21 protein-coding genes are annotated in these 22,663 nt (G+C 63.1%); 15 read left to right on the forward strand and 6 right to left on the reverse strand.

What is annotated here, in order from left to right:
• Positions 1–9: 9 nt before the first annotated feature.
• Complete coding sequence (locus AB4136_RS19380; RefSeq protein WP_171020954.1) at positions 10–555, reverse strand: Lrp/AsnC family transcriptional regulator; 546 nt, start codon at positions 553–555, stop codon at positions 10–12.
• 123 nt (positions 556–678) lie between these two features.
• On the opposite strand from AB4136_RS19380, the gene AB4136_RS19385 reads away from it, so the two are divergent.
• From AB4136_RS19385 to AB4136_RS19405, 5 genes are all read left to right on the forward strand, one after another.
• Positions 679–1,581 carry a LysR family transcriptional regulator gene (locus AB4136_RS19385; RefSeq protein WP_137900851.1) on the forward strand — a complete coding sequence of 301 codons (903 nt, stop codon included), beginning with the start codon at positions 679–681 and terminating at the stop codon, positions 1,579–1,581.
• 179 nt (positions 1,582–1,760) lie between these two features.
• Positions 1,761–2,615 carry a transporter substrate-binding domain-containing protein gene (locus AB4136_RS19390; RefSeq protein ID WP_051504758.1) on the forward strand — a complete coding sequence of 285 codons (855 nt, stop codon included), beginning with the start codon at positions 1,761–1,763 and terminating at the stop codon, positions 2,613–2,615.
• A complete protein-coding gene (locus tag AB4136_RS19395; RefSeq protein ID WP_024923612.1) occupies positions 2,612–3,331 on the forward strand; it encodes an ABC transporter permease in 720 nt (239 codons plus the stop codon). The genes AB4136_RS19390 and AB4136_RS19395 overlap by 4 nt, the downstream gene beginning before the upstream one ends.
• On the forward strand, positions 3,328–4,023 hold the full coding sequence (locus AB4136_RS19400; protein ID WP_137900852.1) for an ABC transporter permease subunit: 696 nt from the start codon (positions 3,328–3,330) through the stop codon (positions 4,021–4,023). The genes AB4136_RS19395 and AB4136_RS19400 overlap by 4 nt, the downstream gene beginning before the upstream one ends.
• Before the next feature lie 145 nt (positions 4,024–4,168).
• Positions 4,169–4,957: an amino acid ABC transporter ATP-binding protein gene (locus AB4136_RS19405; protein ID WP_137900853.1), complete on the forward strand. Its 789-nt coding sequence runs from the start codon at positions 4,169–4,171 to the stop codon at positions 4,955–4,957.
• A gap of 248 nt (positions 4,958–5,205) precedes the next feature.
• Here AB4136_RS19405 and AB4136_RS19410 read toward each other — a convergent pair whose 3' ends face one another.
• The 3 genes from AB4136_RS19410 to AB4136_RS19420 form a co-directional block, all read right to left on the reverse strand.
• Positions 5,206–5,622, reverse strand: coding sequence for a curlin (locus AB4136_RS19410; RefSeq protein ID WP_024923615.1), 417 nt, complete (start codon positions 5,620–5,622; stop codon positions 5,206–5,208).
• Positions 5,623–5,791: 169 nt separating this feature from the next.
• Positions 5,792–6,196, reverse strand: a complete 405-nt coding sequence (gene csgH / locus AB4136_RS19415; RefSeq protein ID WP_024923616.1) for a curli-like amyloid fiber formation chaperone CsgH — start codon at positions 6,194–6,196, stop codon at positions 5,792–5,794.
• Between the two features lie 58 nt (positions 6,197–6,254).
• A complete protein-coding gene (locus AB4136_RS19420) occupies positions 6,255–6,692 on the reverse strand; it encodes a curlin (protein WP_024923617.1) in 438 nt (145 codons plus the stop codon).
• Between the two features lie 332 nt (positions 6,693–7,024).
• On the opposite strand from AB4136_RS19420, the gene AB4136_RS19425 reads away from it, so the two are divergent.
• From AB4136_RS19425 to nadC, 5 genes are all read left to right on the forward strand, one after another.
• The gene (locus AB4136_RS19425) at positions 7,025–7,252 is read left to right on the forward strand and encodes a hypothetical protein (protein WP_024923618.1); all 228 of its coding nucleotides are present in this window, start codon (positions 7,025–7,027) and stop codon (positions 7,250–7,252) included.
• Between the two features lie 607 nt (positions 7,253–7,859).
• On the forward strand, positions 7,860–8,795 hold the full coding sequence (locus AB4136_RS19430) for an NUDIX hydrolase (RefSeq protein WP_024923619.1): 936 nt from the start codon (positions 7,860–7,862) through the stop codon (positions 8,793–8,795).
• 83 nt (positions 8,796–8,878) lie between these two features.
• A complete protein-coding gene (gene nadA / locus AB4136_RS19435; RefSeq protein WP_024923620.1) occupies positions 8,879–9,853 on the forward strand; it encodes a quinolinate synthase NadA in 975 nt (324 codons plus the stop codon).
• Positions 9,850–11,391 (forward strand): L-aspartate oxidase, encoded by a 1,542-nt coding sequence (locus tag AB4136_RS19440; RefSeq protein ID WP_024923621.1) that lies wholly within the window; start codon positions 9,850–9,852, stop codon positions 11,389–11,391. The genes nadA and AB4136_RS19440 overlap by 4 nt, the downstream gene beginning before the upstream one ends.
• A 3-nt stretch (positions 11,392–11,394) precedes the next feature.
• The gene (nadC, locus tag AB4136_RS19445) at positions 11,395–12,246 is read left to right on the forward strand and encodes a carboxylating nicotinate-nucleotide diphosphorylase (RefSeq protein WP_024923622.1); all 852 of its coding nucleotides are present in this window, start codon (positions 11,395–11,397) and stop codon (positions 12,244–12,246) included.
• A gap of 218 nt (positions 12,247–12,464) precedes the next feature.
• Here nadC and recQ read toward each other — a convergent pair whose 3' ends face one another.
• Both recQ and AB4136_RS19455 read right to left on the reverse strand, forming a co-directional pair.
• The gene (gene recQ, locus AB4136_RS19450; protein WP_441931549.1) at positions 12,465–14,258 is read right to left on the reverse strand and encodes a DNA helicase RecQ; all 1,794 of its coding nucleotides are present in this window, start codon (positions 14,256–14,258) and stop codon (positions 12,465–12,467) included.
• A gap of 891 nt (positions 14,259–15,149) precedes the next feature.
• Positions 15,150–16,097, reverse strand: a complete 948-nt coding sequence (locus AB4136_RS19455) for a LysR family transcriptional regulator (protein ID WP_024923624.1) — start codon at positions 16,095–16,097, stop codon at positions 15,150–15,152.
• 146 nt (positions 16,098–16,243) lie between these two features.
• On the opposite strand from AB4136_RS19455, the gene ytfQ reads away from it, so the two are divergent.
• The 5 genes from ytfQ (at position 16,244) to araD (ending at position 22,563) form a co-directional block, all read left to right on the forward strand.
• Positions 16,244–17,197, forward strand: coding sequence for a galactofuranose ABC transporter, galactofuranose-binding protein YtfQ (gene ytfQ / locus AB4136_RS19460; protein WP_024923625.1), 954 nt, complete (start codon positions 16,244–16,246; stop codon positions 17,195–17,197).
• Between the two features lie 113 nt (positions 17,198–17,310).
• Complete coding sequence (locus tag AB4136_RS19465; protein ID WP_024923626.1) at positions 17,311–18,828, forward strand: sugar ABC transporter ATP-binding protein; 1,518 nt, start codon at positions 17,311–17,313, stop codon at positions 18,826–18,828.
• Positions 18,825–19,823: an ABC transporter permease gene (locus AB4136_RS19470; RefSeq protein WP_024923627.1), complete on the forward strand. Its 999-nt coding sequence runs from the start codon at positions 18,825–18,827 to the stop codon at positions 19,821–19,823. Before AB4136_RS19465 ends, AB4136_RS19470 begins: the two co-directional genes overlap by 4 nt.
• On the forward strand, positions 19,823–20,800 hold the full coding sequence (gene yjfF, locus AB4136_RS19475) for a galactofuranose ABC transporter, permease protein YjfF (protein WP_441931550.1): 978 nt from the start codon (positions 19,823–19,825) through the stop codon (positions 20,798–20,800). The genes AB4136_RS19470 and yjfF overlap by 1 nt, the downstream gene beginning before the upstream one ends.
• Positions 20,797–22,563: an L-arabinonate dehydratase gene (araD, locus tag AB4136_RS19480; RefSeq protein WP_024923629.1), complete on the forward strand. Its 1,767-nt coding sequence runs from the start codon at positions 20,797–20,799 to the stop codon at positions 22,561–22,563. The genes yjfF and araD overlap by 4 nt, the downstream gene beginning before the upstream one ends.
• Positions 22,564–22,663 lie beyond the last annotated feature (100 nt).

Here is a 22,663-nt window from a genome sequence, read left to right on the forward strand (position 1 = left end):
CAAGCAAGGTCAGGCAACCCGCCGCAACTCGTCCTGCGGCGCCGGCGTGGAGGCCGTGGCCGGAGATGAAGGCTCGTTCTTGATCTCGCGCAGCACCACGAAACTGTCGAAGCGGGAAAACGATACATCGCCATCGAGAAGTTCGCGCGAAATGACTTCGTAGGCCGCGATATCACGGCAATCGAAGCGCAGCATGTAGTCGTAAGGCCCGCACAAGCCGAAACAGTTGGTGATCTCGGGATGGTGCTTGATGCGGCGCTCGAAGGTCTGGAAGTCGACCGAGCCGTGGTTCTTCAACGATACCGCGGCGAAGACCGTGACGTTGGGATAGAGCCGCGACCAGTAGATCTGGGCGCGATAGCCGCTGATCAGCCCCATCTTTTCCAGCCGACGCACGCGCTTGTGGCACGGGCTGGCCGAGATGCCGACGAGCGAGGATAGTTTGAAATTCGTGATCCGGCCGTTCTTCTGAAGTTCCGTGAGAATACGCAGATCGATGCGGTCGACCTTGCCGGGCAGGCCTGCGAATTCCGACTTCAAGGGCACCATGTTCATTGTGTTTTTCTCCTGACGAGGCTCAACTGCGGCTGCACGCGCACCACCGACCAGTCGGTCTGCTGGGTTCGGCCAGAATGAGAGGACGCCCAAGGCTTGCAATCGAAAAAAGGTAACGCCTGAATGAGCGCCAGACATGCAGAGACTGTCAGGCTACCCTGGCTGAACACGCTCGTCGCGTTCGAGGCCGCGTCGCGCCTCGGCAGCCTGACGCTTGCCGCCTCGGAATTGAACCTGACGCCCGGCGCGGTGAGCCGGCAGATCAAGCTGCTTGAACAGTCGCTCGACGCGACATTGTTCCAGCGCAGCCACAACGCCATCGAACTGACGGAGACGGGCAAAGCCTTCCTCGGTCATGTCAGGAATGCGCTGGCCGAAGTCCGCAAGGGCGTGCGCCAAGTTTCAAGCCAAGCCGCCAAGCTGACCATATGGGCGCCGGTGACACTGACGCAGCGCTGGCTGATCCCGAGGATAGAGCACTATCATCTCGGACACCCGGGGGTAGATCTGCGCTTTCGCACCATCGGAGCGGCCGGCAGCGACAGAATCGACATCGAGATCAAGTATGCGCGTGGTTTGCCGCAGGACGCAGACACCGAGGGCGAGATGTTCCTGGCGGACAACACCGCGCCTATTTGCCGGCCGGCACTGCTGGACGGGCAAGTTGCAGTGACCGACCCGGCGCAGGTCCTCGCTCTGCCGATCCTGCAGGACACGGCTGATGCCTGGTCCTGGCGCCAATGGTGCAAGGGGGCTGCCATCCCCTTCGAACCGCTTGGCCGCAGCATCGTCTTCGACACGGATGAATCATCGATCGACGCCTGTCTTTCGGGCCTCGGTGTCGCCCAGGCCAACACTGCTTTCGTCGCCCCTTTGCTGCAATCTGGCAACATCATCCGGCTGTGCCCGCAGGTCGATATCGTGCTCGGGGCCTATTATGCCGTCATCCACACGCCAGGACGGGTTCCACAGGCATTCGTGGCATGGCTGAAGAGCCAGGGCACCCAGTTGGAGTTGGCAAAATAAACTGCCGGGCGGGCCGTCAAACCAGACATTTTTTGCCGCCCGCCAATGTTGGTTTGACCGAACGTGGCTGTCTTTCGGCCTACTCTCGATGGGGCTCCGCGCAAGACGCCCGTTCCGGGCGCTCCCGGCGCGGCGTAAACAAGAACAGAGGGTGAGCGAAAATGAACATGAAGAGACGAATGCTGCTTGTCTCCGCGGCGATGCTTCTCGCCGGGGCGAGCACGATCCAGGCAGCAGAGCAGCGGGTGGTGAAACTCGCCACCGACGGCACCTACGCGCCGTTCAACTACACCGATCCGGCGGGCAAGCTTATCGGCTTCGAAGCCGATCTGGTCGACGACATCTGCAAGCGCATGAACGTCAAATGCGAGTGGGTCATCCAGAATTTCGACGGCATGATCCCTGCCCTCAACGAAAAGAGGTTTGACGCCATTCTCGCTTCGCTCTCCATCACCGACGAACGCGCAAAGGCGGTCGATTTCTCGATCGCCTATTATGCCGGCCCGACGCGTCTGATCGCTTCCGGTGAAAGCAAGCTCGGCCAGTTCAAGAGCGGCGCAGGCTCGACCATCCTGCTTGGATCGATGAGCGACAAGGACAAGGCCGTCATCGGCGATGTCGCGACCGCGCTCAAGGATGCGACCGTCGGCGTCGAGCGCGCGTCGACGCATGCGAAGTTCTTCGAGGGGATTTTTCCGGGCGTCAAAGTGAAAATCTATGACAAGGGCGAGAACATGCTGCTCGACCTCGTCGCCGGCCGCATCGACGCCGCCGTCGATGGCGCCGGTTCCACACTCAATTTCATCGGCGAACAGGAAAAGGCCGGCAAGAAATTTGTCGCGTTTGGCCCAGCCCTGAAAGGCGGCGCACTCGGCAAGGGTGTCGCGCTGGCGTTCCGCAAGGGTGAGGAAACGGAACTGCGCGAGCAGTTCAACAAGGCGATCCGCGAGGCGACCGCCGACGGCAGCATCTCGAAGATGAGCGTCAAATGGATCGGCGTCGACGGTTCGATCCCTGAAAACGTCGCCAAATGAATTTCCTCGACCTTCTCGCCTTCGGCCCGACCGGGTGGGGCGACGAACTGGCGCGCGGTGCTGCGATGACCCTGGTCATCGCAGCATTGGGCTTTGCCGGCGGGCTCGTCGTGGGCTTGCCCATCGCGGCCGCGCGGCTCTCTTCAAGTCTCCTGCTGCGCTCCATTTCCGGTGTCTATGTCACGGTTGTCCGCGGCGTGCCCGAACTCCTGGTGATCTATCTGCTGTTCTTCGGCGGCGGCCACTTCTACCGCTATGTCGCCGACGCGCTGGGTTATTCCGGTGCAGTCGCTGCGGACGCCTTCAGCGCCGGCGTCCTGGCCGTTATCCTGATCTGCGCGGCCTACAGCGCCGAGGTGTTTCGCGGTGCCTTCCAGGCCATCCCGAAAGGACAGATCGAGGCCGCCAGTGCCTTCGGAATGAGGCGATCCACATTGTTTTGCCACATCAAGCTGCCGCAAATGCTGCGCTATGCCTTGCCGTCGATCTCCAATGTCTGGCAGCTGGTGCTGAAAGATACGGCGCTGGTCTCTGTTACCGGGCTGGTTGAACTGATGCGCACTATAGACGTGGCGGCCGGTTCAACCCGCAGTCCATTTCTGTTCTACATGGTCGCGATCCTCATCTTCCTCGTCTTCACAGCGATCTCGAACAAGGCTTTCGATAGCGCCGAACGTCATTTCAGCCGCTCCGTCGTCGGGGGATATGGCAAATGAGATGGGATGTGCTCTTCGGCTCGTTTCCGGCGCTGCTCTCGGCACTGCCGCTAACGCTCGAACTCGCCGTCACGTCGATCGCGCTCGGTTTCATGCTGGCGGTGCTGCTGGCGGCGGCGAGGCTTTCAGGCATCCGCGCATTTTCGGCGCTCGCCTACACCTATGTCTACATCATCCGCGGAACGCCGCTGCTGGCCCAGGTTTTCTTCGTCTACTACGGGCTCGGCCAGCTCGACGCCGTGCGCAATTCCATCCTGTGGCCGATCTTCCGGGAAGCCTATGCCTGCGCGCTCATCGCCCTGTCCTTGAACACGGCGGCTTATGGCAGCGAGATCATTCGCGGTGGGCTGCTTTCGGTGCCGCGCGGGCAGATCGAGGCAGCCAAGGCGTTCGGCCTTACCGCCACGCAGAGGTTCCGGCTGGTGGTGTTCCCCCAGGCCCTGCGCGCCATGCTGCCCGCCTATGGTAACGAGTTGATCCTCATCCTCAAAGGCACGTCACTGGCCAGCACCATCACCATTATCGAGCTGACCGGACAGGCGCGGATCCTGGCTTCGGAGACCTATGCTCCGATCGAGGTCTTCCTGGCGGCGGGCGCGGTGTATCTCGGGCTTAATATGGCGCTCAGTTTCGGGGTGCGGCTGCTCGAGGCCCGGATGATGCGCAATGGGGGCTTCGCAATGGAGGGCTGAGGCGCAAGTCTCGTCCTGCCGCGCCGAGGCGTCGATCGGCCACACCGATCAGCCGGACACCACAGCACATAAAATCGCCTGTTCCAGCAATGGCGCGCCGGCCGAGACTTGCTCTGCCGCCTGGCCAGACCGACCGGAGGAAACGATGAATACAACTGAACTGCCGGCCACCAAACCCACGCCTGCGGTGCCGACAATCGAGTCGCGGAATTTGCGCAAGAGCTTCGGCGTCGTCGAGGTGCTCAAGGGCGTTTCTTTCAAAGCCTACGAGCATCAGGTGGTTTCGATCATCGGCGCAAGCGGTTCAGGCAAAAGCACTTTCCTGCGCTGTCTGAATTTCCTCGAAGCGCCAAGCTCCGGTGAAATAGACTTCAAGGGCCGCAGTCTGGAAATGGGCGCTGGAAAGGTCCCTCCGCAAGCAGGCATCGAATGGCTGCGCCGCCGCACCGGCATGGTGTTCCAGCAGTTCAATCTGTGGTCGCACTGGACGGTGCTTGAAAACATCATCAAGGTTCCGATCCATGTGCACGGCGTTCCACGCCAGCAGGCCGTGCAGCGGGCCATGGAATTGCTTGCCAAGGTCGGCTTGCAGGAGAAGGCCAACGCCTATCCGGCTTCGCTGTCGGGCGGCCAGCAGCAACGCGTCGCCATCGCGCGGGCCCTTGCCGTGGAGCCAGAACTGCTGCTGTTCGACGAACCGACCTCGGCGCTCGACCCCGAACTGGTCGGCGAGGTGCTCGCGGTGATCCGTGCGCTGGCGAAGGAAGGCCGTACCATGCTGGTCGTGACGCACGAAATGAGCTTTGCCCGCGAGGTCTCCGACAAGGTGGTGTTCTTCCATGACGGGCGCATCGAGGAAGAAGGCCCGCCAGCCGAAGTGCTGCGCCAGCCGCGCAGCCCCCGCCTCGGCGCGTTCCTAAAATCCGTTCGCTAGCCACGTTCGACACGGGGACAACAACGCGTTGCCGGCGAATATCTGCGTCGGACCAAGATGAAACTGGCGCTTAGGGGCGATATGGGGCCTGCGTTGTTGCGCTTGGCACCAATTCGTCGTCTTGAATCGCGTCCTTGCTGGTTCTGAAGAAGGGCTGCTCGCGAGACACCCAGGTGCTTGCGCGTCATTTTCATCTTGAGAGAGTTCACCATCAACGCGGAGGGGCTTTTTCGCAAACCGCGGCTTTATCACCAACCAAACAACAGCGCCGCGCCACTCTGGCCTTGACCGTTCTGTACGACTTCCGCGTCGGTGTTCCGACCGAACTGGAAGACACCGTATGAATTGCCGTTGCCGTTCTGCTGCAGGGTAGCGGAATGGCTGTCGCCCTGCTGATCGACGATGCCGAGATTGCCGCCTCCGTTCTGGCCGATCCCGGCATTGTTGCCGTGGCCGTGCTGACGGACGTTCGCGCCGTGGCGCAGGCCGTTATAGAGCGCATAGGCTCTCAGACCGAGGTCCATCATCTGGGCATCATCGCCATTCTGGGGTGAAAGGTAGAAGGCAATCGAGCCACCCGCCACGGCGGGGCTGGAAAGCACCAGTGGTCCCAACATGACGGCAGCGGCAACAGTGCGCAGGACATTGGCAGCTTTGGCGTTCATCTGAACTCTCCTTTTTGGGTATTCGCCAGGGAATGCCGAACTCTCGCATGACCATACTGAACCGGGCCGGAAGGACGTGTTCAGCCATCGTTCAGCACCAGGCTGGCGAGGGAAAAGAAACGCCCCGGACGATCCGGGGCGCGTATCCGACTATTTTTGAAAATGAAGCTCAGATTTCGCTCGGCACCTGCTTGGTGCAGGTGGCGCTTGTCCCTGCAGCCGCCACCTTGAGCTTCACGTCATAGGAGGCATCGGCGGCGCTAAGGCTGATCTGGCCGAGCGCGGTGGGATGTCCAGGCAGGGCGGTGAACTCACCGCCCTGCCTGATGTTGGAGGAGCCGCCAGCCCCTCCTCCGGATACAGTGATGCTGTAGCTGCCGCTCACGCCTTCATCGGAGCGCACGACGGGTTCGATAAAGATCGTGTTGCCTTGAACCCTGCCCCGGATCTCGCAGCGTAGCGGGCCGGAGGCAGAATTGTCCTTGTCGGCAAAGGCGCCGCTTGCACCCACGGCGACCAATCCTGCGAATGCGATTGCGGCAACGGTCGGAATTCGTCTGTCGGTGTTAGCCATGAATCATCTCCTGTTTGACGGAGAAAAGCCGGGAGCCTGATCCGCCCTGTCTTGTGGATCAAGGACAGGCCTGAACGAAAGCCGCGACATTGCCGCTGCCACCCTGGTTGACATCCGCGCTGCAGCCATGCCCGACCTGGACGCCAGCGGCGACATTGCCGTTGCCATCCTGCGTCAATATCGCGGTGTGGTCCGAGCCAAACTGGCCGATGCCAGCCTGGTTACGATTGCCGTATTGATAGGTGGCACCGTAATTGCCGTCTCCTTCCTGTCCGATCGCGGACAGGTTGCGGTGTCCGTATTGCTGGCCGATGGCGGTGTTGTATTGACCGTCCTGATAGAAGCGGACACGGTTCTTATGGCCATTCTGCACGCCTCCGGCGGAGTTGTGCCAGCCAAATTGTTCGATGCGCACGTCATTGGCGAAGGCTGGGGCGGTAACACCGGCACCAACGACAACGGCAACTACGGCACCTACGATGGATGTGCGGATCATTGTGAACCTCCTTCAGTGCGGACTGGACCGCGGTTGAACGGCTCCTTTGTAGCGAGAGCGTTCGGAACCGATGCTGAAGGCGCCGTTCACCGGAAGTTCACGAGATAGATCGTGCACCAGCGAGAGATTTGCCGGCCGAACCCTTTTTTGCGTCCAACAAACATCGCGAAGAAACAGGCTGAAGAACAGCCGAGAGGCAGTCGCCCCTCTTCAGCCGCGCCATACGGCGACTGCGAAAAGATCCCACGCAGATTGACATCGACACGGCATTCCGCGACCTGATGGAATATCTCAATCGCGTCTACAGCGCACAGCAGCGAGCAAGATGATCCATGACACCTGAGCGTCTCGAAGAATGCCTGACCATCATGCGCTGGTCACCGGAAACTTTGGCGGAAGCGTTAGGCTGCGACGTGTCTTTGGTCGAGGCGTGGCTGACGGAAGAAGCAGAGATCCCGCCAAAGACGGCGGCATGGATCGATACTGTGGCTCAATTTATGGAAACCGCGGACGGCATGAAGCCCAAGGGGCTGAAGGGGAAGCGGTTTAGCGCGCAATAACCGTGGGAGCAGAAGACGGATACGGCCGGAATCCGAGCCCTTCCAACGCCGACAGCCTTGCTTCCCGTTCTACTGGCAGGCTCAACGACTGCCCCGGTGAAGCTTCGGTGATTGCCTGTCCGGATCGATTGGGCCGCGTTAAATTCAATATGACCCCGCGCTTCAAAGCCGACCGGTTCGCGGTTTCGCCTGCCGCTCGGCATCTCACCGAGCGCGATCGAGATGCGCCCGTCCTCGGCCGCACGGAGGTCGTCTTCATCCGCGCCGAGCGCCTGATGAAATGGCCAGCTTCATCCGCTTGCTCTCGATAGCAGCACCCTGATCCGCCCGAAGTCATGATCTTGGTAAGATTGAAAGACATGCCGGGTTGCTCGAGCGGTGTTGGACGGCAAAACTCGGTCTCGATGGTGTTGGCAAGTCAATGCCAGGGCAATCTTCCAACACAAATGTTGAGAGGACGAGTGAAAAGTGTCTGACCGAACGGCTTCGGCCATTTGCAAATTCGCGGGGATGGATGTCGCAGCCGCTTTGTGTTTACTGGCGAGGGTAAGGCACTGCTGGCAACGTTTTGCAAGGCGGATGGAACTCTTTCGAGACCAATGGGCATATGCAGAACAGCAGCTTCGACAAGTCAATCCAGGTGGACAGAAACCATGCGGTGCAGGTTGACCTCACGGCCGTCCTGGTTGCTGCTGGCGGTGGCAATCCGCTCGTCCTGACGATCGGCGATGCGGCCTCCCTCCCCTCCGGTCCCCTCGAATCCAGCCACCGTTCGCTGCAAGCCGGATTGCGCGACTGGGTGGAACAGCAGACCGGCCGGCCGCTGGGCTACATCGAACAGCTCTACACCTTCGCCGACCGTGACCGCGGCACGGACGAGCCCGGTCACCGGGTGATCTCGATCAGCTATCTTGGCCTGACCCACGAGGAGCAGCCCCACGCCACCACATCCGGCAGCTGGCGTAGCTGGTACGAATTCTTTCCTTGGGAAGATCATCGCTACGGTGCGCCACAGCTTATCGCCGACCTCATCGAACCGGCGCTCCAGCGATGGACCGGCATCGGCGAATTTGAGGAAAAGCGCCTTCGGCGCGCGGCGATCGCTTTTGGTCTCCAAGGCCAGCCCTGGAACGAGGAATTGATCCTGCAACGCTATGAGTTGCTCTACGAGGCGGGGCTTGTCGAAGAAGCCGCGCGTCGAAGCAGCCCCAGCCGTGCCCACCTTGTGCCGGGACGAGTCATGCAAGGCGACAACCGCCGCATCCTCGCGACCGGCATTGCCAGGCTGCGCACCAAGATCAAATACCGGCCCGTCGTCTTCGAACTGATGCCACCGGCGTTCACGCTGCTGCAATTGCAGCGGGCGGTCGAGGCATTGGCGGGCGTCACCGTGCACAAGCAGAATTTCCGCCGTCTGATCGAACAACAGGATCTCGTCGAGGAGACCGGCCAGATGTCCTCCGACACCGGCGGTCGTCCGGCCAAGCTGTTCCGCTTCCGCCATGCCGTGCTCGACGAAAGGCCGCTGGCCGGCACTAAATAGCAAAATCCTTCCCTTGACAGCACTTATGCTCATGGTAAGCATATACCCATATTATACTCCACTAGAGCATAATAAGGATCAACATGTCTAGCATCGCTCCCACCACAGCCGAACTCCACAGTCGCGTCGCCAAATTCATCCCGGCGATCGAATGGCCGGCCTTTTCCGATGATATCGACGCGATCTTGGCGCTCAAGCGCGAACGCAACGCCGTCATCCTGGCGCACAACTACCAGGCCCCGGAAATCTACCACTGCGTGGCCGACATCGTCGGCGACAGCCTGGCGCTGGCGCGCAAGGCGATAAACGTCGAGGCCGATGTGATCGTGCTGGCCGGCGTACATTTCATGGCCGAGACGGCCAAGCTGCTCAATCCGCAAAAGACCGTGCTCATTCCGGACATGGGCGCCGGCTGCTCGCTGGCCGATTCCATCACGCCGCAAGACATCAGGCTGATGCGGCAGCGCTATCCGGGCGTTCCCGTCGTCACCTATGTCAACACTTCGGCCGCGGTGAAGGCCGATTCCGACATCTGCTGCACCTCCGGCAATGCCAAGGCCGTCGTGGAATCGCTCGGCGTGCCCCGCGTCATGATGCTGCCCGACGAATATCTGGCGCAGAACATCGCCGCCCAGACCAATGTCGAGATCATCGCCTGGAAGGGCCATTGCGAGGTGCATGAGCGCTTCGCACCGGCCGACATCCGCGAACTGCGCGCCGCACACCCCGGCGTCATCGTGCTCGCCCATCCCGAATGCCCGCCGGAAGTGGTGGCGGAGGCCGATTTCGCCGGCTCGACCGCGGCGATGTCGGACTATGTCGGCAGGGAAAAGCCGGCGCGCGTCGTTTTGATGACCGAGTGTTCGATGAGCGACAATGTCGCCATCGACCATCCCGAGGTCGAATTCATCCGCCCCTGCAATCTTTGCCCGCATATGAAGCGCATCACGCTCGCCAACATTCGCACAGCACTGGAGCAGATGCGTCATCCCGTGACGATCGACCCGGCCGTCGCGTCCCGCGCCCGTCTCGCGGTGGAGCGGATGCTCGAAATATGAGTGCCGATCGCCACGACCTCGCCGGCCGGCCCGTCATTATCGGCGCCGGCATCGCCGGCTTGATGACGGCACTGGAACTTGCACCATTGCCGGTGGTGCTGATGTCCGCCGCCCCGCTCGGCGGCGAGGCATCGAGCCCTCTCGCGCAAGGCGGCATGGCGGCCGCACTCGGCAGCGACGATTCCACCGCGCTACACCTCGCCGATACCTGCAACGCCGGCGACGGCCTGTGCGATGTCCCGGTCGCCCGGCGTATCGTCGAGGCGGCGCCCAAGGCCATTGAGAGGCTGGAACGGCTTGGCGTCGTCTTCGATCGGAATCCCAGCGGCGGCCTGGCCCTCGGCCTGGAAGCGGCGCACAGCCGCCGGCGCATCGTTCATGCCGGCGGCGACGCGACCGGGCGCGAACTCATCCGTGCCTTGGTCGCGGCCGTACGCGCCACGCCGTCCATCACCGTGTTTGAAGATGTCCGGGCGCGCAGGCTCCTCATCGAGGACGGCTCCATCGCCGGCGTCATCGCGACGAGCCAAACCGCCAGCGCGGTATTTGCGACCGATCGCGTCGTGCTTGCCACTGGCGGCATCGGCAGCCTCTATCACGACACTACAAATCCGCTCGGTTGTTTCGGCCAGGGTCTGGCGCTTGCCGCCCGCGCCGGCGCCGAACTGGCTGACCTCGAATTCGTGCAATTCCACCCGACAGCACTCGACACGCCGGCGCGACCGATGCCGCTGGTAAGCGAAGCCGTGCGCGGCGAAGGCGCGGTGCTGATCGACGAAATCGGCCAGCGCTTCCTTGCTGATCTGCCCGGCGCCGAGCTCGCGTCGCGCGACACCGTCGCACGCGCAGTCTTCCGCCATCTTGCAAAGGGCCACAGGGTCTTTCTCGACACGCGCGATTGCCTCGTTACCCGCTTCGCGGAGCGTTTTCCGGCTATCGCCGCCTTCTGCCATGAGGCCGGGATCGATCCGGCATTCGAACCGATCCCGATACGGCCTGCTGCCCATTACCACATGGGTGGCGTGGCGGTGGATGATGAAGGCCGCAGTTCCGTGCCGGGGCTGTGGGCCTGTGGTGAGGTGGCCTCGACCGGCCTGCACGGCGCCAACCGGCTTGCCAGCAATTCGCTCACCGAGGCCGTGGTCTGCGCAGAATGGGTGGCCCGCAGCGTGGCTTCGGCATCGGGGACCCGTATCATCGAGGCAGGTCCGGCAGAGCTGTTGCCGCCACCAGCCCCCGGCCCCGTGCGCGACATCGTTTCGGCGACCCTGGGGGTCGTGCGAAACGGCGATGAACTGCGCGGCGCCGTGGCCCGCCTGGCGCCTCTGGCGACCGGCAAAACCGCCTGCGCAGATCCAGCTGCGGTCGCGCTGATGATGGCCGTCTCGGCGCTTCGTCGCAAAGAAAGCCGCGGCGCACATTTTCGCAGCGATTTCCCCACCCACACTGCGCCAACCCGCCGCGCACGACTGACCCTCGACGCCGCGTTGGCCGCTGATGCCGAACTCGACCCCGCACCACTGGCCCGGAGCGCCTGAACCATGACGCTTTCTCCCCTGCCCCGGCTGATGCTCGAACCGCTTGTTCGCGCCGCCTTGCTGGAAGACCTCGGCTGTGCCGGCGACATCACAACCGAGGCCATTGTTCCTGCCGATGTTTCTGCCAAACTGGTGCTGGCCGCGCGTCAGCCCGGTGTCGTTGCCGGCCTCGATCTGGCGGCGCTCGCCTTCGGCCTGATCGATCCCGCAATCGCCATGAAAATCGAACGCCCGGACGGAAGCCGCATCGAAGCCGGAGACATCCTCGCGACCCTCATAGGGCCAGCGCGCGGGCTTCTGACGGCCGAGCGCGTGGCACTTAACTTCCTCTCCCACCTCAGCGGCATTGCCACCGCCACGGCCGGCATCGTCGATGCGGTGCGCGACCACAAGGCAAGGATCGTCTGCACCCGCAAAACCACGCCGGGTCTGCGCGCACTGGAAAAATACGCCGTTCGGGCCGGTGGCGGCTCGAACCACCGCTTCGGTCTGGACGACGCCGTGCTGATCAAGGACAACCATATCGCCATCGCCGGCGGCGTGCGCGCGGCCATCGAACGGGCCAAGGCCAATGTCGGGCACTTGGTCAAGATCGAGGTCGAGGTCGACACACTCGACCAACTGCAGCAAGCACTCGACCTCGGCGTGGATGCGGTTCTACTCGACAACATGGGACCGGACCTGCTTGCACAGGCCGTGCGCATGGTCAGCGGACGAGCAATCACCGAGGCTTCGGGCCGCGTCACTCCGGCCACCGCACCGGAAATCGCCGCGACCGGCGTCGACCTGATCTCGGTTGGCTGGCTGACCCACAGCGCCCCGATCCTCGACATCGGGCTGGACACCTCCTTGTAGGCTCGGCCGCGGCAGCCAAAGCCGTCTCGAAGCTCAACCGCAAGCAGCGGGAGCATAACCATCGTTCGGTGAACGCCATTCATGGCCGTGACCAAATGGCAGCGTCCGTAAAACCGACACCGCATCGAACGACCACAATGCGACCGGGAATTGCCGGCCCGCTTGCGGACAGGATGTTGACGAAAGCTCACCGTCCGATGTCGGCGGCCGCCACCGCATCATGCGTGCTCGGCGATCACCGCAAGAAAGGCCGGTCCATAGCGGTCGAGCTTGGCTTCGCCGACACCGGGCACGCCGGCCATTTCGGCGCGCGAGGCGGGTCGCACCGCTGCGAGCTCGATCAGGGTCTTGTCGTGGAAAATCACATAGGGCGGCACGTTCTGCAGGCGCGCTATTTCCGTACGCTTCTGCCGCAGCGCCTGGAACAGGTCATTGTCCGCACCGGCAACGGCAGACTGCGCCGCACTCCGCGCCACCTTGCCGCGCCTGGCACGCGCCGGCGCCGGAATGCGCAGCATCAACGGCGGCTTGTCGCGCAGGAAGTCGCGGCCAGCCGGCGCGATCGCCAAGCCACCATGGCCGGTGAGGTCGACATCGATAAGGCGTAGCGCGATCAGCTGGCGCAGGATCGCTCGCCACGTGCGGTTGTCGTGCTCTCGCCCGATGCCGTAGGTGGAGATGCGGTCATGGCCGAACTGAGTAATGCGCTCGTTGTCCACGCCCAGAAGCACGTCGACGACATAGGCTTGCCCGAAACGCTCGCCAGTGCGGTAGATGCATGATAGCGCCTTTTGCGCCGCGATGGCGCCATCGAACAGTTTTGGCGGCTCCGCGCAGGTGTCGCAATTGCCGCACGGTTCGCCATGGTCGCCGAAATAGGACAGCAGCACCTGCCGGCGGCAGCCCCCCGTCTCGGCCAGGCCCAGCAGCGCGTCGAGTTTCTGCCGCTCCATGCGCTTGCGCTGGTCGGGCGCCTCCGACTCCTCGATGAAGCGACTGCGCAGCGCGATGTCCTCGGAGCCGTAGAGCAGCAGTGTATCGGACGGCAGGCCGTCGCGCCCGGCGCGGCCGGTCTCCTGGTAATAGGCCTCGATGCTGCCCGGCAGGTCGATATGGGCGACGAAGCGCACATCCGGCTTGTCGATGCCCATGCCGAAGGCGACGGTGGCGACCATGATGACCGCTTCGCCATGCTGGAAGCGTTTCTGGTTGGTCTCGCGCGCCGCCTTGTCCATGCCGGCGTGATAGGCGAGCGCATCGTAGCCGAGGCCTCGAAGCCAGGCGGCGGTTTCCTCGGTACGGCGCTTCGATAGGCAGTAGACGATACCGCTCTCGCCCTCGTAGCGTTTGAGGAATTCCTTGAGCTGCGCCCGCGGATTATCTTTCTCCTCGATGGCGTAGCGAATGTTGGGCCGGTCGAAACCGGCGATGAAGGCGTCGGCCTMGTCAATGGCGAGATGCGACAGGATTTCGGCGCGCGTAGGCTCGTCGGCGGTCGCCGTCAGCGCCATGCGCGGAACGCCGGCAAAACGCGCCACCACCGCGTCAAGCTGACGGTAGGACGGCCGGAAATCGTGCCCCCATTGCGACAGGCAGTGCGCCTCGTCGATGGCAATCAGCGACAGTTTTACGCCTTCCAACAGCTCCAATACGTCCGGCCTGAGCAGCGTTTCGGGCGCAACATAGAGCAGGTCGAGCTGACCGGTACGGATATCGCGCCACAGCGCGCGGCGGTCATCGAGCGCAAGGTCGGAGTTGAGTGCCGCCGCCCGCACACCTGCCTGCCGCAGTGCCGTCACCTGATCGGCCATCAGCGCCAGCAGCGGCGAAACGACGAGCCCCATGCCGGGACGGACAATGGCCGGGATCTGGTAGCAAAGCGACTTGCCGCCGCCCGTCGGCATCAAAACGAAAGCGTTGTTGCCGGCAATGACATGCTCGACGATGCGCGCCTGCGGCCCCCGGAACGCATCATAGCCATAAACGGTTTTGAGAATTTCGAGGGCGGTCATCGGCGGCACGGAGAATCACGGAAAGACCTTTCATAGCAGCTTCGCCGCGTTAACGATCATCGATGCGTCTTCCCGTGCATCCTCTTGCAACAGTCCCTAGGCGTACTCGCCCTGCTTCAGGGCCGGGTGAATTTATTGGAAATGAACCATCCTGCCCGGGCCTTGTTCAAGGAAGTCGAACTTCAGACCCAATTGCCATTCGGGCTCGATCGACGTTTCCCTGCAGCTCGCCAGAATACGTTTTGGGGCCGCAAGCGGATCGGCTGGTTTCGAGAATCCACTTGGTAAAAGCAGCCATTCAGGTTCACGAACCATTGCGGTCGCGACTTCGCAGGCCTGACGGCCGATTGGAGCTACTTATCGACCAAGGCAGGCTCTTGACCGCATATGACTCGAGACGACCACAGGAGCGTGCGCACTGTTTTAATTGAGAGATACAAATCCCGATCGCTTCTTCCGCGCCGATCAGCGCGTAAATCTCCTAGATCCGCAGTTTGGTCTGCATGTTGGACAAACGAAGCTGCGTGGGTTCGAAGTTGGGCCGATCATCTCGCTGATCTCATTCTTCCCTCGGCCGTTGAAGACCACCGCGAACTCCGGTGTCGTCAACGGTAGGGTACCTTGCCGCTCTCGTGGAGCGGCCGACGGCGATCTTGCTCATCGATGAAGTGCTGGCGATCGGGCTCTTTTGCGGGCCGAACGAGGCTGGTCTTATGAACTATCAATACTTGATCTGGGCATTGCGCTTGCCGAAACTTTGCTAGCCCCGATGCCCGCTCGCGTCGGCAGTATACCGAGCGCCCTGCCCGCATACCCTGGCCAATGACACTCGTGCCTGGGGAAAGCGAAATCTAAGCTCCGACCGGTATAAGCTGGGGAGCCGACGCACCGTCAGGAAGCGGCAAACGCCCCCAGAGTTTTCGCCGCAATCTCGCTTTCGATCAAGTTCAGGAACCGCAAAGCAATGGGCGACAGCACGCTGTCGTGCAGGGTGATGATACTGAGATCCGGCACGAATATCGGATTGGCCATGCCGAGGATGGCGACGCGGGTCGCCAGCGCGGGCGAAGCCAGCAACTGGACGACATCGTCGGCCAGCGGCGCGATGGCATCGGTGCGCGAGATCGTGGCCAGCGTGAGCAGCACCGATGCCGTATAGGTCACGCTCTCGGGAAAGCGCGTCTGCTCATCGACGAAGGCGCGCGATAGGGCTGACCAGATCGGCGTGCCGACCGGCTGGACCACCCAGTCCTGACGCGCCAGATCGGCCAGGCGCAATTTGCTGCGGCCTGCCAGCGGGTGTCCTTCGCGCACCACGAATTTCACGGCCTCCGCCCCGATCTGACGCACGTCGAATTGCGTGCGGTCCTGGGGCTCGGTCAGCCTTCCGAGTACGAAATCATAGTCGCCGTCCCGCATGCGCTGCATCAGCGTCACGCTCGGCTCGACGTCAATCTGTAATTCCATGCGCGGTGCCAGCCGCCGCAGCGTGATCGCCGCGGGCAAGGCATAGGCGACAGCGGCGGTCGTCACGGCGCCGATGCGCACCTTGCCATGGCTGCCGTCCACCAATTCGGTCAGGTCGCGCCGCAGCTGGTCGATTTCATGGATCACCCGATGCGCGCGCGCCGCCAGCGCCTGGCCCAGTTCGTTGAAGACGACACCATGCGCATTGCGCGAGCAGATCGGCTGGCCGACGAGACCCTCGATCTCCGCCAACATGCGTGACGCCGCGGGCTGGGACATGTGCAGTTCTTCGGCGGCGAGCCCGAGCCGTCCCCGACGGCGCAGGGCATCGACGAAACGCAGCTGATTCAGCTTCAGATATTGGAACTTCATGTCCTCTTCTATCTTGCCAATTCCGGTATATGAAGATGCCCAATGATGATTTGACGGTTATGACATGGCGCGCCTTGATAGCGAAAGGGCTCGCGGGTGGAGCGCGACCCTTCGCATTCACTCGGGAGGAACCAGTGACCAGGACCATCAGGACAATTTTGCTCGCCTCGGCGGCATCTCTTCTCATCGGCGCGTCGGCCCAGGCGGCCGGCATGACCATCGGCTTCTCGCAGATCGGCTCGGAATCGGGCTGGCGCGCGGCGGAAACCAGCGTCACCAAGCAGCAAGCCGAAAAGCGCGGCGTCGACCTCAAATTCGCGGACGCCCAGCAGAAGCAGGAAAACCAGATCAAGGCGATCCGCGGTTTTATCGCGCAGGGCGTTGATGCCATCTTCGTGGCGCCCGTCGTCGCAACCGGCTGGGAGGCCGTGCTGACCGAAGCCAAGGAAGCCAAGATCCCGGTCTTCCTGCTCGATCGCGGTATCGACGGTCCAGACGACCTTTACACCACCATGGTGGCATCCGATCAGGTGCTGGAAGGCAAGGTCGCCGGCCAATGGCTGGTGAAGGACGTGGCCGGCAAGAACTGCAACGTCGTCGAGCTTCAGGGCACGACCGGCTCGTCGCCGGCGATCAATCGCAAGAAGGGCTTCGAGGAAGCGATCGCCGGCGCATCGTCGATCAAGATCATCCGCAGCCAGACGGGCGACTTCACCCGCGCCAAGGGCAAGGAAGTCATGGAAGGCTTCCTGAAGGCGGAGAATGGCGGCAAGAACATCTGCGCGCTCTATGCCCACAATGACGACATGGCGGTGGGCGCGATCCAGGCCATCAAGGAAGCAGGGCTGAAGCCGGGAACCGACATCAAGGTCGTGTCGATCGACGCCGTGCCCGACATCTTCAAGGCCCTTGCGGCCGGCGAGGCCAACGCAACGGTGGAACTGACCCCCAACATGGCCGGTCCTGCCTTCGATGCGCTCGAGAAGCTGAAGAAGGACGGCACTGTCCCGCCAAAGACCATCATCACCGAGTCGAAGCTCTACACGCAGGCCGACGATCCGATGAAGGTCTATGAGGCGAAGAAGGGTCTCGGTTACTGACGCGGTTTGGGGGTGGCAAGGTGGGTGGGGCAGACCAGCGCTCCGCCCACCGCCATACGGAATGTTTGCTCGGCAAGCAGATCCAGTTTCAGCGGCGCTGACGGGAGGACGGTGTGGGCGAAACCGAAGCGCTTCTCAGCGCTCACGATATCTCAAAAAGCTTCTTCGGCTTCAAAGCCCTCGAAAATGTCGACTTTACCGTACGCAAGGGCGAGATCCATGCGCTGCTCGGCGAGAATGGCGCGGGCAAGTCCACCTTGATTAAGGTGCTGACCGGCGTGCATAGGCCGGATGCCGGCACAATCGCGCTCAACGGCGAGCCGGTCGATGTGCGCGACACGCTGCATGCGCAAAGGCTCGGCGTCGGCACGGTCTACCAGGAGGTCAACCTCCTGCCCAATCTGAGCGTCGCCGAAAACCTCTATATCGGCCGGCAGCCGAAACGCTTCGGCCTGACCCATGCCGCCGCCATGAACCGGATGGCAAGGGCACTGCTGGCGCAATATGACATCGACATCAATGTCCGGGCGCCATTGTCGAGCTTCTCGGTCGCCGTGCAGCAGCTTGTCGCCATTGCCCGGGCCGTCGACATGTCAGGCTCGGTACTGATCCTGGACGAACCGACAGCCAGCCTGGACCGGCATGAGGTGCAACTGCTGTTTGGCGTCATGCGCAAGCTGCGCGACCGCGGCCTCGGCATTGTCTTCATCACGCATTTCCTCGACCAGGTCTACGCCGTCGCCGACCGCATCACCGTGCTGCGCAATGGCCGCCTGGTGGGAACGCACGACACAGGGGCGCTGCCCCGGATGGAGCTTGTCTCCATGATGCTGGGTCGTGCCCTGGAAGCCGCGACGGAGCATGGGCATCGGGCGCCACCTACTGGCGGGACTGGACGCACAATCGAGTTTTCAGCCTTCGGCCTGTCGCGTTCGGTCGCGCCCTTCGACCTGGCGATCGCGCCGGGCGAAGTGATAGGTGTCGCCGGCCTCTTGGGATCTGGCCGCACCGAGACGGCGCGGCTGATGTTCGGCGTCGATCACGCCGACAGCGGCAAGGCGACCGTCGACGGCAAGGCCGTGCGCATAAGCTCGCCGCGCGAGGCGGTGCGGCTTGGTTTCGGCCTCTGCCCGGAAGACCGCAAGGTCGACGGCATCATCGGCGATCTCTCGGTGCGCGAGAATATCGCCCTGGCGCTGCAGGCGCGGCGCGGCTGGCTGAAACCCATGTCGAGCAGCGAACAGGCGGAGCTCGCCCACCGGCTCGTGAAGGCGCTGGACATCCGCACCACCGATATCGAGAAGCCGGTCAAGCTTTTGTCGGGCGGCAACCAGCAGAAGGTGATCCTGGCGCGCTGGTTGGCGACGCAGCCGCGCCTGCTCATCCTCGATGAGCCGACGCGCGGCATCGATGTCGGCGCGCATGCCGAGATCATCCAGCTGATCAACCGGCTCTGCGAGGAGGGACTGGCGCTGGTGGTCATCTCGTCCGAGATCGAGGAGATCATGGCATACTCGACACGGGTGCGGGTGCTGCGCGACCGCCAGCATATTTGCGACCTCACCGGCGAAGAGATCAGCGCCGGCAACATCATGCGCACGATCGCGGTCAGCGAAGGGGCGAGCGCATGACGGGCCTGAAGCGTGCAGCCCCGAAGCTCACCTGCCTGGCGCTTATCCTCTTCTTCAACTGGATGGCCTTCGACGGCTTCTTCAGCATACGCCTGCAGGACGGCCGGCTGTTCGGCAGTCTCATCGACGTGCTCAACCGCGGCGCGCCGGTGGCCATCCTGGCGATCGGCATGACGATGGTGATCGCCACCAAGGGCGTCGACCTTTCCGTCGGCGCCGTCATGGCCATGGCCGGCGCCGTGGCGGCGACGATGATCATGGCGGGCCATCCGCTGCCGGTCGTCGTGCTGGCCGCGCTCGGCGTCGGCCTCGGCTGCGGGCTGCTCAACGGTTTCCTGGTCGCGGTTCTGGAGCTCCAGCCGATCGTCGCGACCCTCATCCTCATGGTCGCCGGGCGCGGCATCGCGCAGCTGGTGACCGAGGGCGTGATCGTGACCTTCAACGATCCCGGCCTCGCCGCCTTTAGCGCCGGCTCCTTCCTCGCATTTCCGATGCCGGTCGCCATCGTTGCCGCCTTGACGGTGCTGACCGTCCTGGTCGTGCGGCGCACGGCGCTTGGGCTGCTGATCGAATCCCTCGGCGTCAACCGCAGTGCGTCGACCTATGCCGGCATCAACAGCCGCCTGCTGCTCATGCTGGTCTACGCTTTCTGCGGCTTCTGCGCGGCGATCGCCGGTATCATCGTGACGGCCGACATCCGCGGCGCGGATGCCAACAATGCAGGCCTGTGGCTCGAACTCGACGCCATCCTCGCGGTGGTGATCGGCGGGACGTCCCTGCTCGGCGGCCGCTTCTCGATCCTGATGTCGGTGCTGGGCGCCGTCATCATCCAGGCCATGAACACCGGCATCCTCATCTCGGGCTTCCCGCCTGAGTACAACCTCATCGTCAAGGCCATTGTGATCATCGTCATCCTTTTGGCGCAGTCGGCATCCGTCGGGCGGCTCTTCGTGCGCGACCGCGCCCTCCCCCAGAGCAAGGCACAACGGACATGATGTCGTCGCGCCTGCTTCCCTTCTTCGCAACGCTGGTCATCTTCGTGCTGGCCTATGCGGTCTGCGTGTTCCAGTTTCCGAACATGCTGTCGACGCGCGTGGCCGGCAATCTCTTGACCGACAACGCCTTTCTCGGCATCGCGGCGGTCGGCATGACCTTCGTCATCCTGTCCGGCGGCATCGATCTTTCGGTCGGCGCGGTGATTGCGTTCACCGGCGTACTGATCTCGGTGCTCGTCAGCTGGTACGACATACATCCGTTGCTGGCCTTCGCGATTGCGCTGGCCGTCTCGACCGCCTTCGGCGCCGCCATGGGGGCGGCGATCCACTATCTCGAAGTGCCGGCCTTCATCGTTACGCTGGCGGGCATGTTCCTGGCGCGCGGCATGGCTTTCGTGATCGCGACGGACTCGATCCCGATCAACCACAAATTCTACTCGGCTGTGCAGAAGATGTACGTGCTGATGCCGGGTGGTGGGCGGTTGACACTGGTCGGCGGCCTGATGCTGCTGGTCTTTGCCGCCGRCATCCTGATCGCGCACTACACGCGCTTCGGCTCCTATGTCTACGCGATCGGGGGCAACAGGCAGTCGGCCGAACTGATGGGCGTACCGGTGGCCCGCACCACCATCGGCATCTATGCGCTGTCCGGCTTCCTTTCGGGCCTCGCCGGCGTCGTCTTCTCGCTCTACACCTCGGCTGGCTATTCGCTTGCGACGGTAGGCGTCGAGCTCGACGCGATCGCCGCCGTGGTGATCGGCGGGACCCTGCTGACCGGTGGTGTCGGCCTGGTGGCCGGAACCTTCTTCGGCGTCGTCATCCAGGGCCTGATCCAGACCTACATTGTCTTCGACGGCACCCTTTCGAGCTGGTGGACGAAGATCGTCGTCGGCATCCTGCTGTTCGCCTTCATAGCGCTGCAGCGCCTTTTGGTGCTGGTCGGCGACCGTGGCGCCGCAAACAGGAAAGCAGCATGACTATCCAGCCCAACATCCGCGCCGGGTTCCAGCCGGCGCCGTGGCCGCGCAGGCTGCGTTCGCAGGAATGGTATGGCGGCACCTCCCGCGACAACATCTATCACCGCGGCTGGTTGAAGAACCAGGGCTACCCGCACGATCTGTTCGACGGCCGGCCGGTGATCGGCATCCTGAACACCTGGTCGGACCTCACCCCCTGCAACGGCCATCTGCGCGAGCTGGCGGAAAAGGTGAAGGCAGGCGTGTGGGAGGCCGGCGGTTTTCCGCTTGAGGTGCCGGTGCTTTCGGCCTCGGAGAACACCTATCGTCCGACGGCGATGATGTATCGCAACCTGGCCGCCATGGCGGTGGAGGAGACCATCCGCGCCCAGCCCATCGACGGTGTGGTGCTGATGGTCGGCTGCGACAAGACCACGCCGTCGCTGCTGATGGGGGCAGCCTCGGTCGACCTGCCGGCGATCACCGTGACCGGCGGCCCGATGCTGAACGGCTGGTTCCGCAACGAACGCGTAGGATCGGGCACGGCGCTGTGGCAAATGTCGGAGGCGATCAAGGCCGGCACGATGAGCCAGACGGAGTTCCTGGAAGCCGAACAGGCGATGAGCCGTTCGACGGGAACCTGCAACACGATGGGCACGGCCTCGACCATGGCGTCGATGGCCGAGGCGCTTGGCATGGCATTGTCCGGCAATGCCGCCATTCCAGCCGTCGACAGCCGTCGCCGGGTCATGGCGCAATTGACCGGACGACGCATCGTGCAGATGGTTAAGGACGACCTGAAACCCTCGGACATCCTGACCCGCGAAGCCTTCGAAAACGCCATCCGCACCAACGGCGCCATAGGCGGCTCGACCAATGCCGTGGTCCATCTGCTGGCCTTGGCGGGCCGGGCCGGGATCAACCTGACGCTGGACGACTGGGACCGGCTGGGGCGCGACGTGCCAACTATCGTCAACCTCATGCCGTCGGGCAAATACCTGATGGAAGAGTTCTTCTACGCCGGCGGGCTGCCGGTCGTGCTGAGGCGACTGGGCGAAGCCGATTTGCTTCACAAGGATGCGTTGACGGTGTCCGGACAAAGCCTGTGGGAGGAGGTCAAGGACGTCCGCAATTGGAACGAGGACGTTATCCTGCCGACCGCGAAAGCGTTGACGGCGGCGGGCGGTATCGCGGTCCTCAAGGGAAACCTGGCGCCTAGCGGAGCGGTCCTGAAACCATCCGCGGCATCGCCTGCGTTGATGGTCCATCGAGGCCGCGCAGTCGTCTTCGAGGACATCGACGATTACAAGAAGAAGATCAACGATCCCGACCTCGATATCGACGAGACCTGCGTCATGGTCCTGAAGAACTGTGGCCCGCGCGGTTATCCCGGTATGGCCGAGGTGGGCAATATGGGCCTGCCGCCGAAGGTGCTGAAAAAGGGCATCACCGACATGGTGCGCATTTCCGACGCCCGCATGTCAGGAACGGCCTACGGCACCGTCGTGTTGCACGCCAGCCCGGAGGCCGCCGCCGGCGGTCCGCTGGCGATCGTGCTCGACGGCGATTTCATCGAACTCGATGTGCCGAACCGCCGCCTGCATCTCGACGTGCCCGAGCGGGAAATCACGGCGCGGCTGGCAGCCTGGCAAAACCCTTCCACCCGCCCCGCCGGTGGCTACGAAATGCTCTACCACGACCATGTCACCGGTGCCGACACCGGCGCGGATTTCGACTTCCTGCGCGGCTGCCGCGGCCGGGCCGTGCCCAAGGATTCGCACTGAGTTCGATAAGCGAGAATTAAGCCCAAGCATTTGCCGGACGAGACAAACGAGCCCCTGCCCGGCCCCGATGCCAGCACGATTGGTTTCGGCCTTTCCCGAG

The organism is Mesorhizobium sp. 2RAF21 (assembly GCF_052115345.1).
GTDB classification, from domain to species: domain Bacteria; phylum Pseudomonadota; class Alphaproteobacteria; order Rhizobiales; family Rhizobiaceae; genus Mesorhizobium; species Mesorhizobium terrae.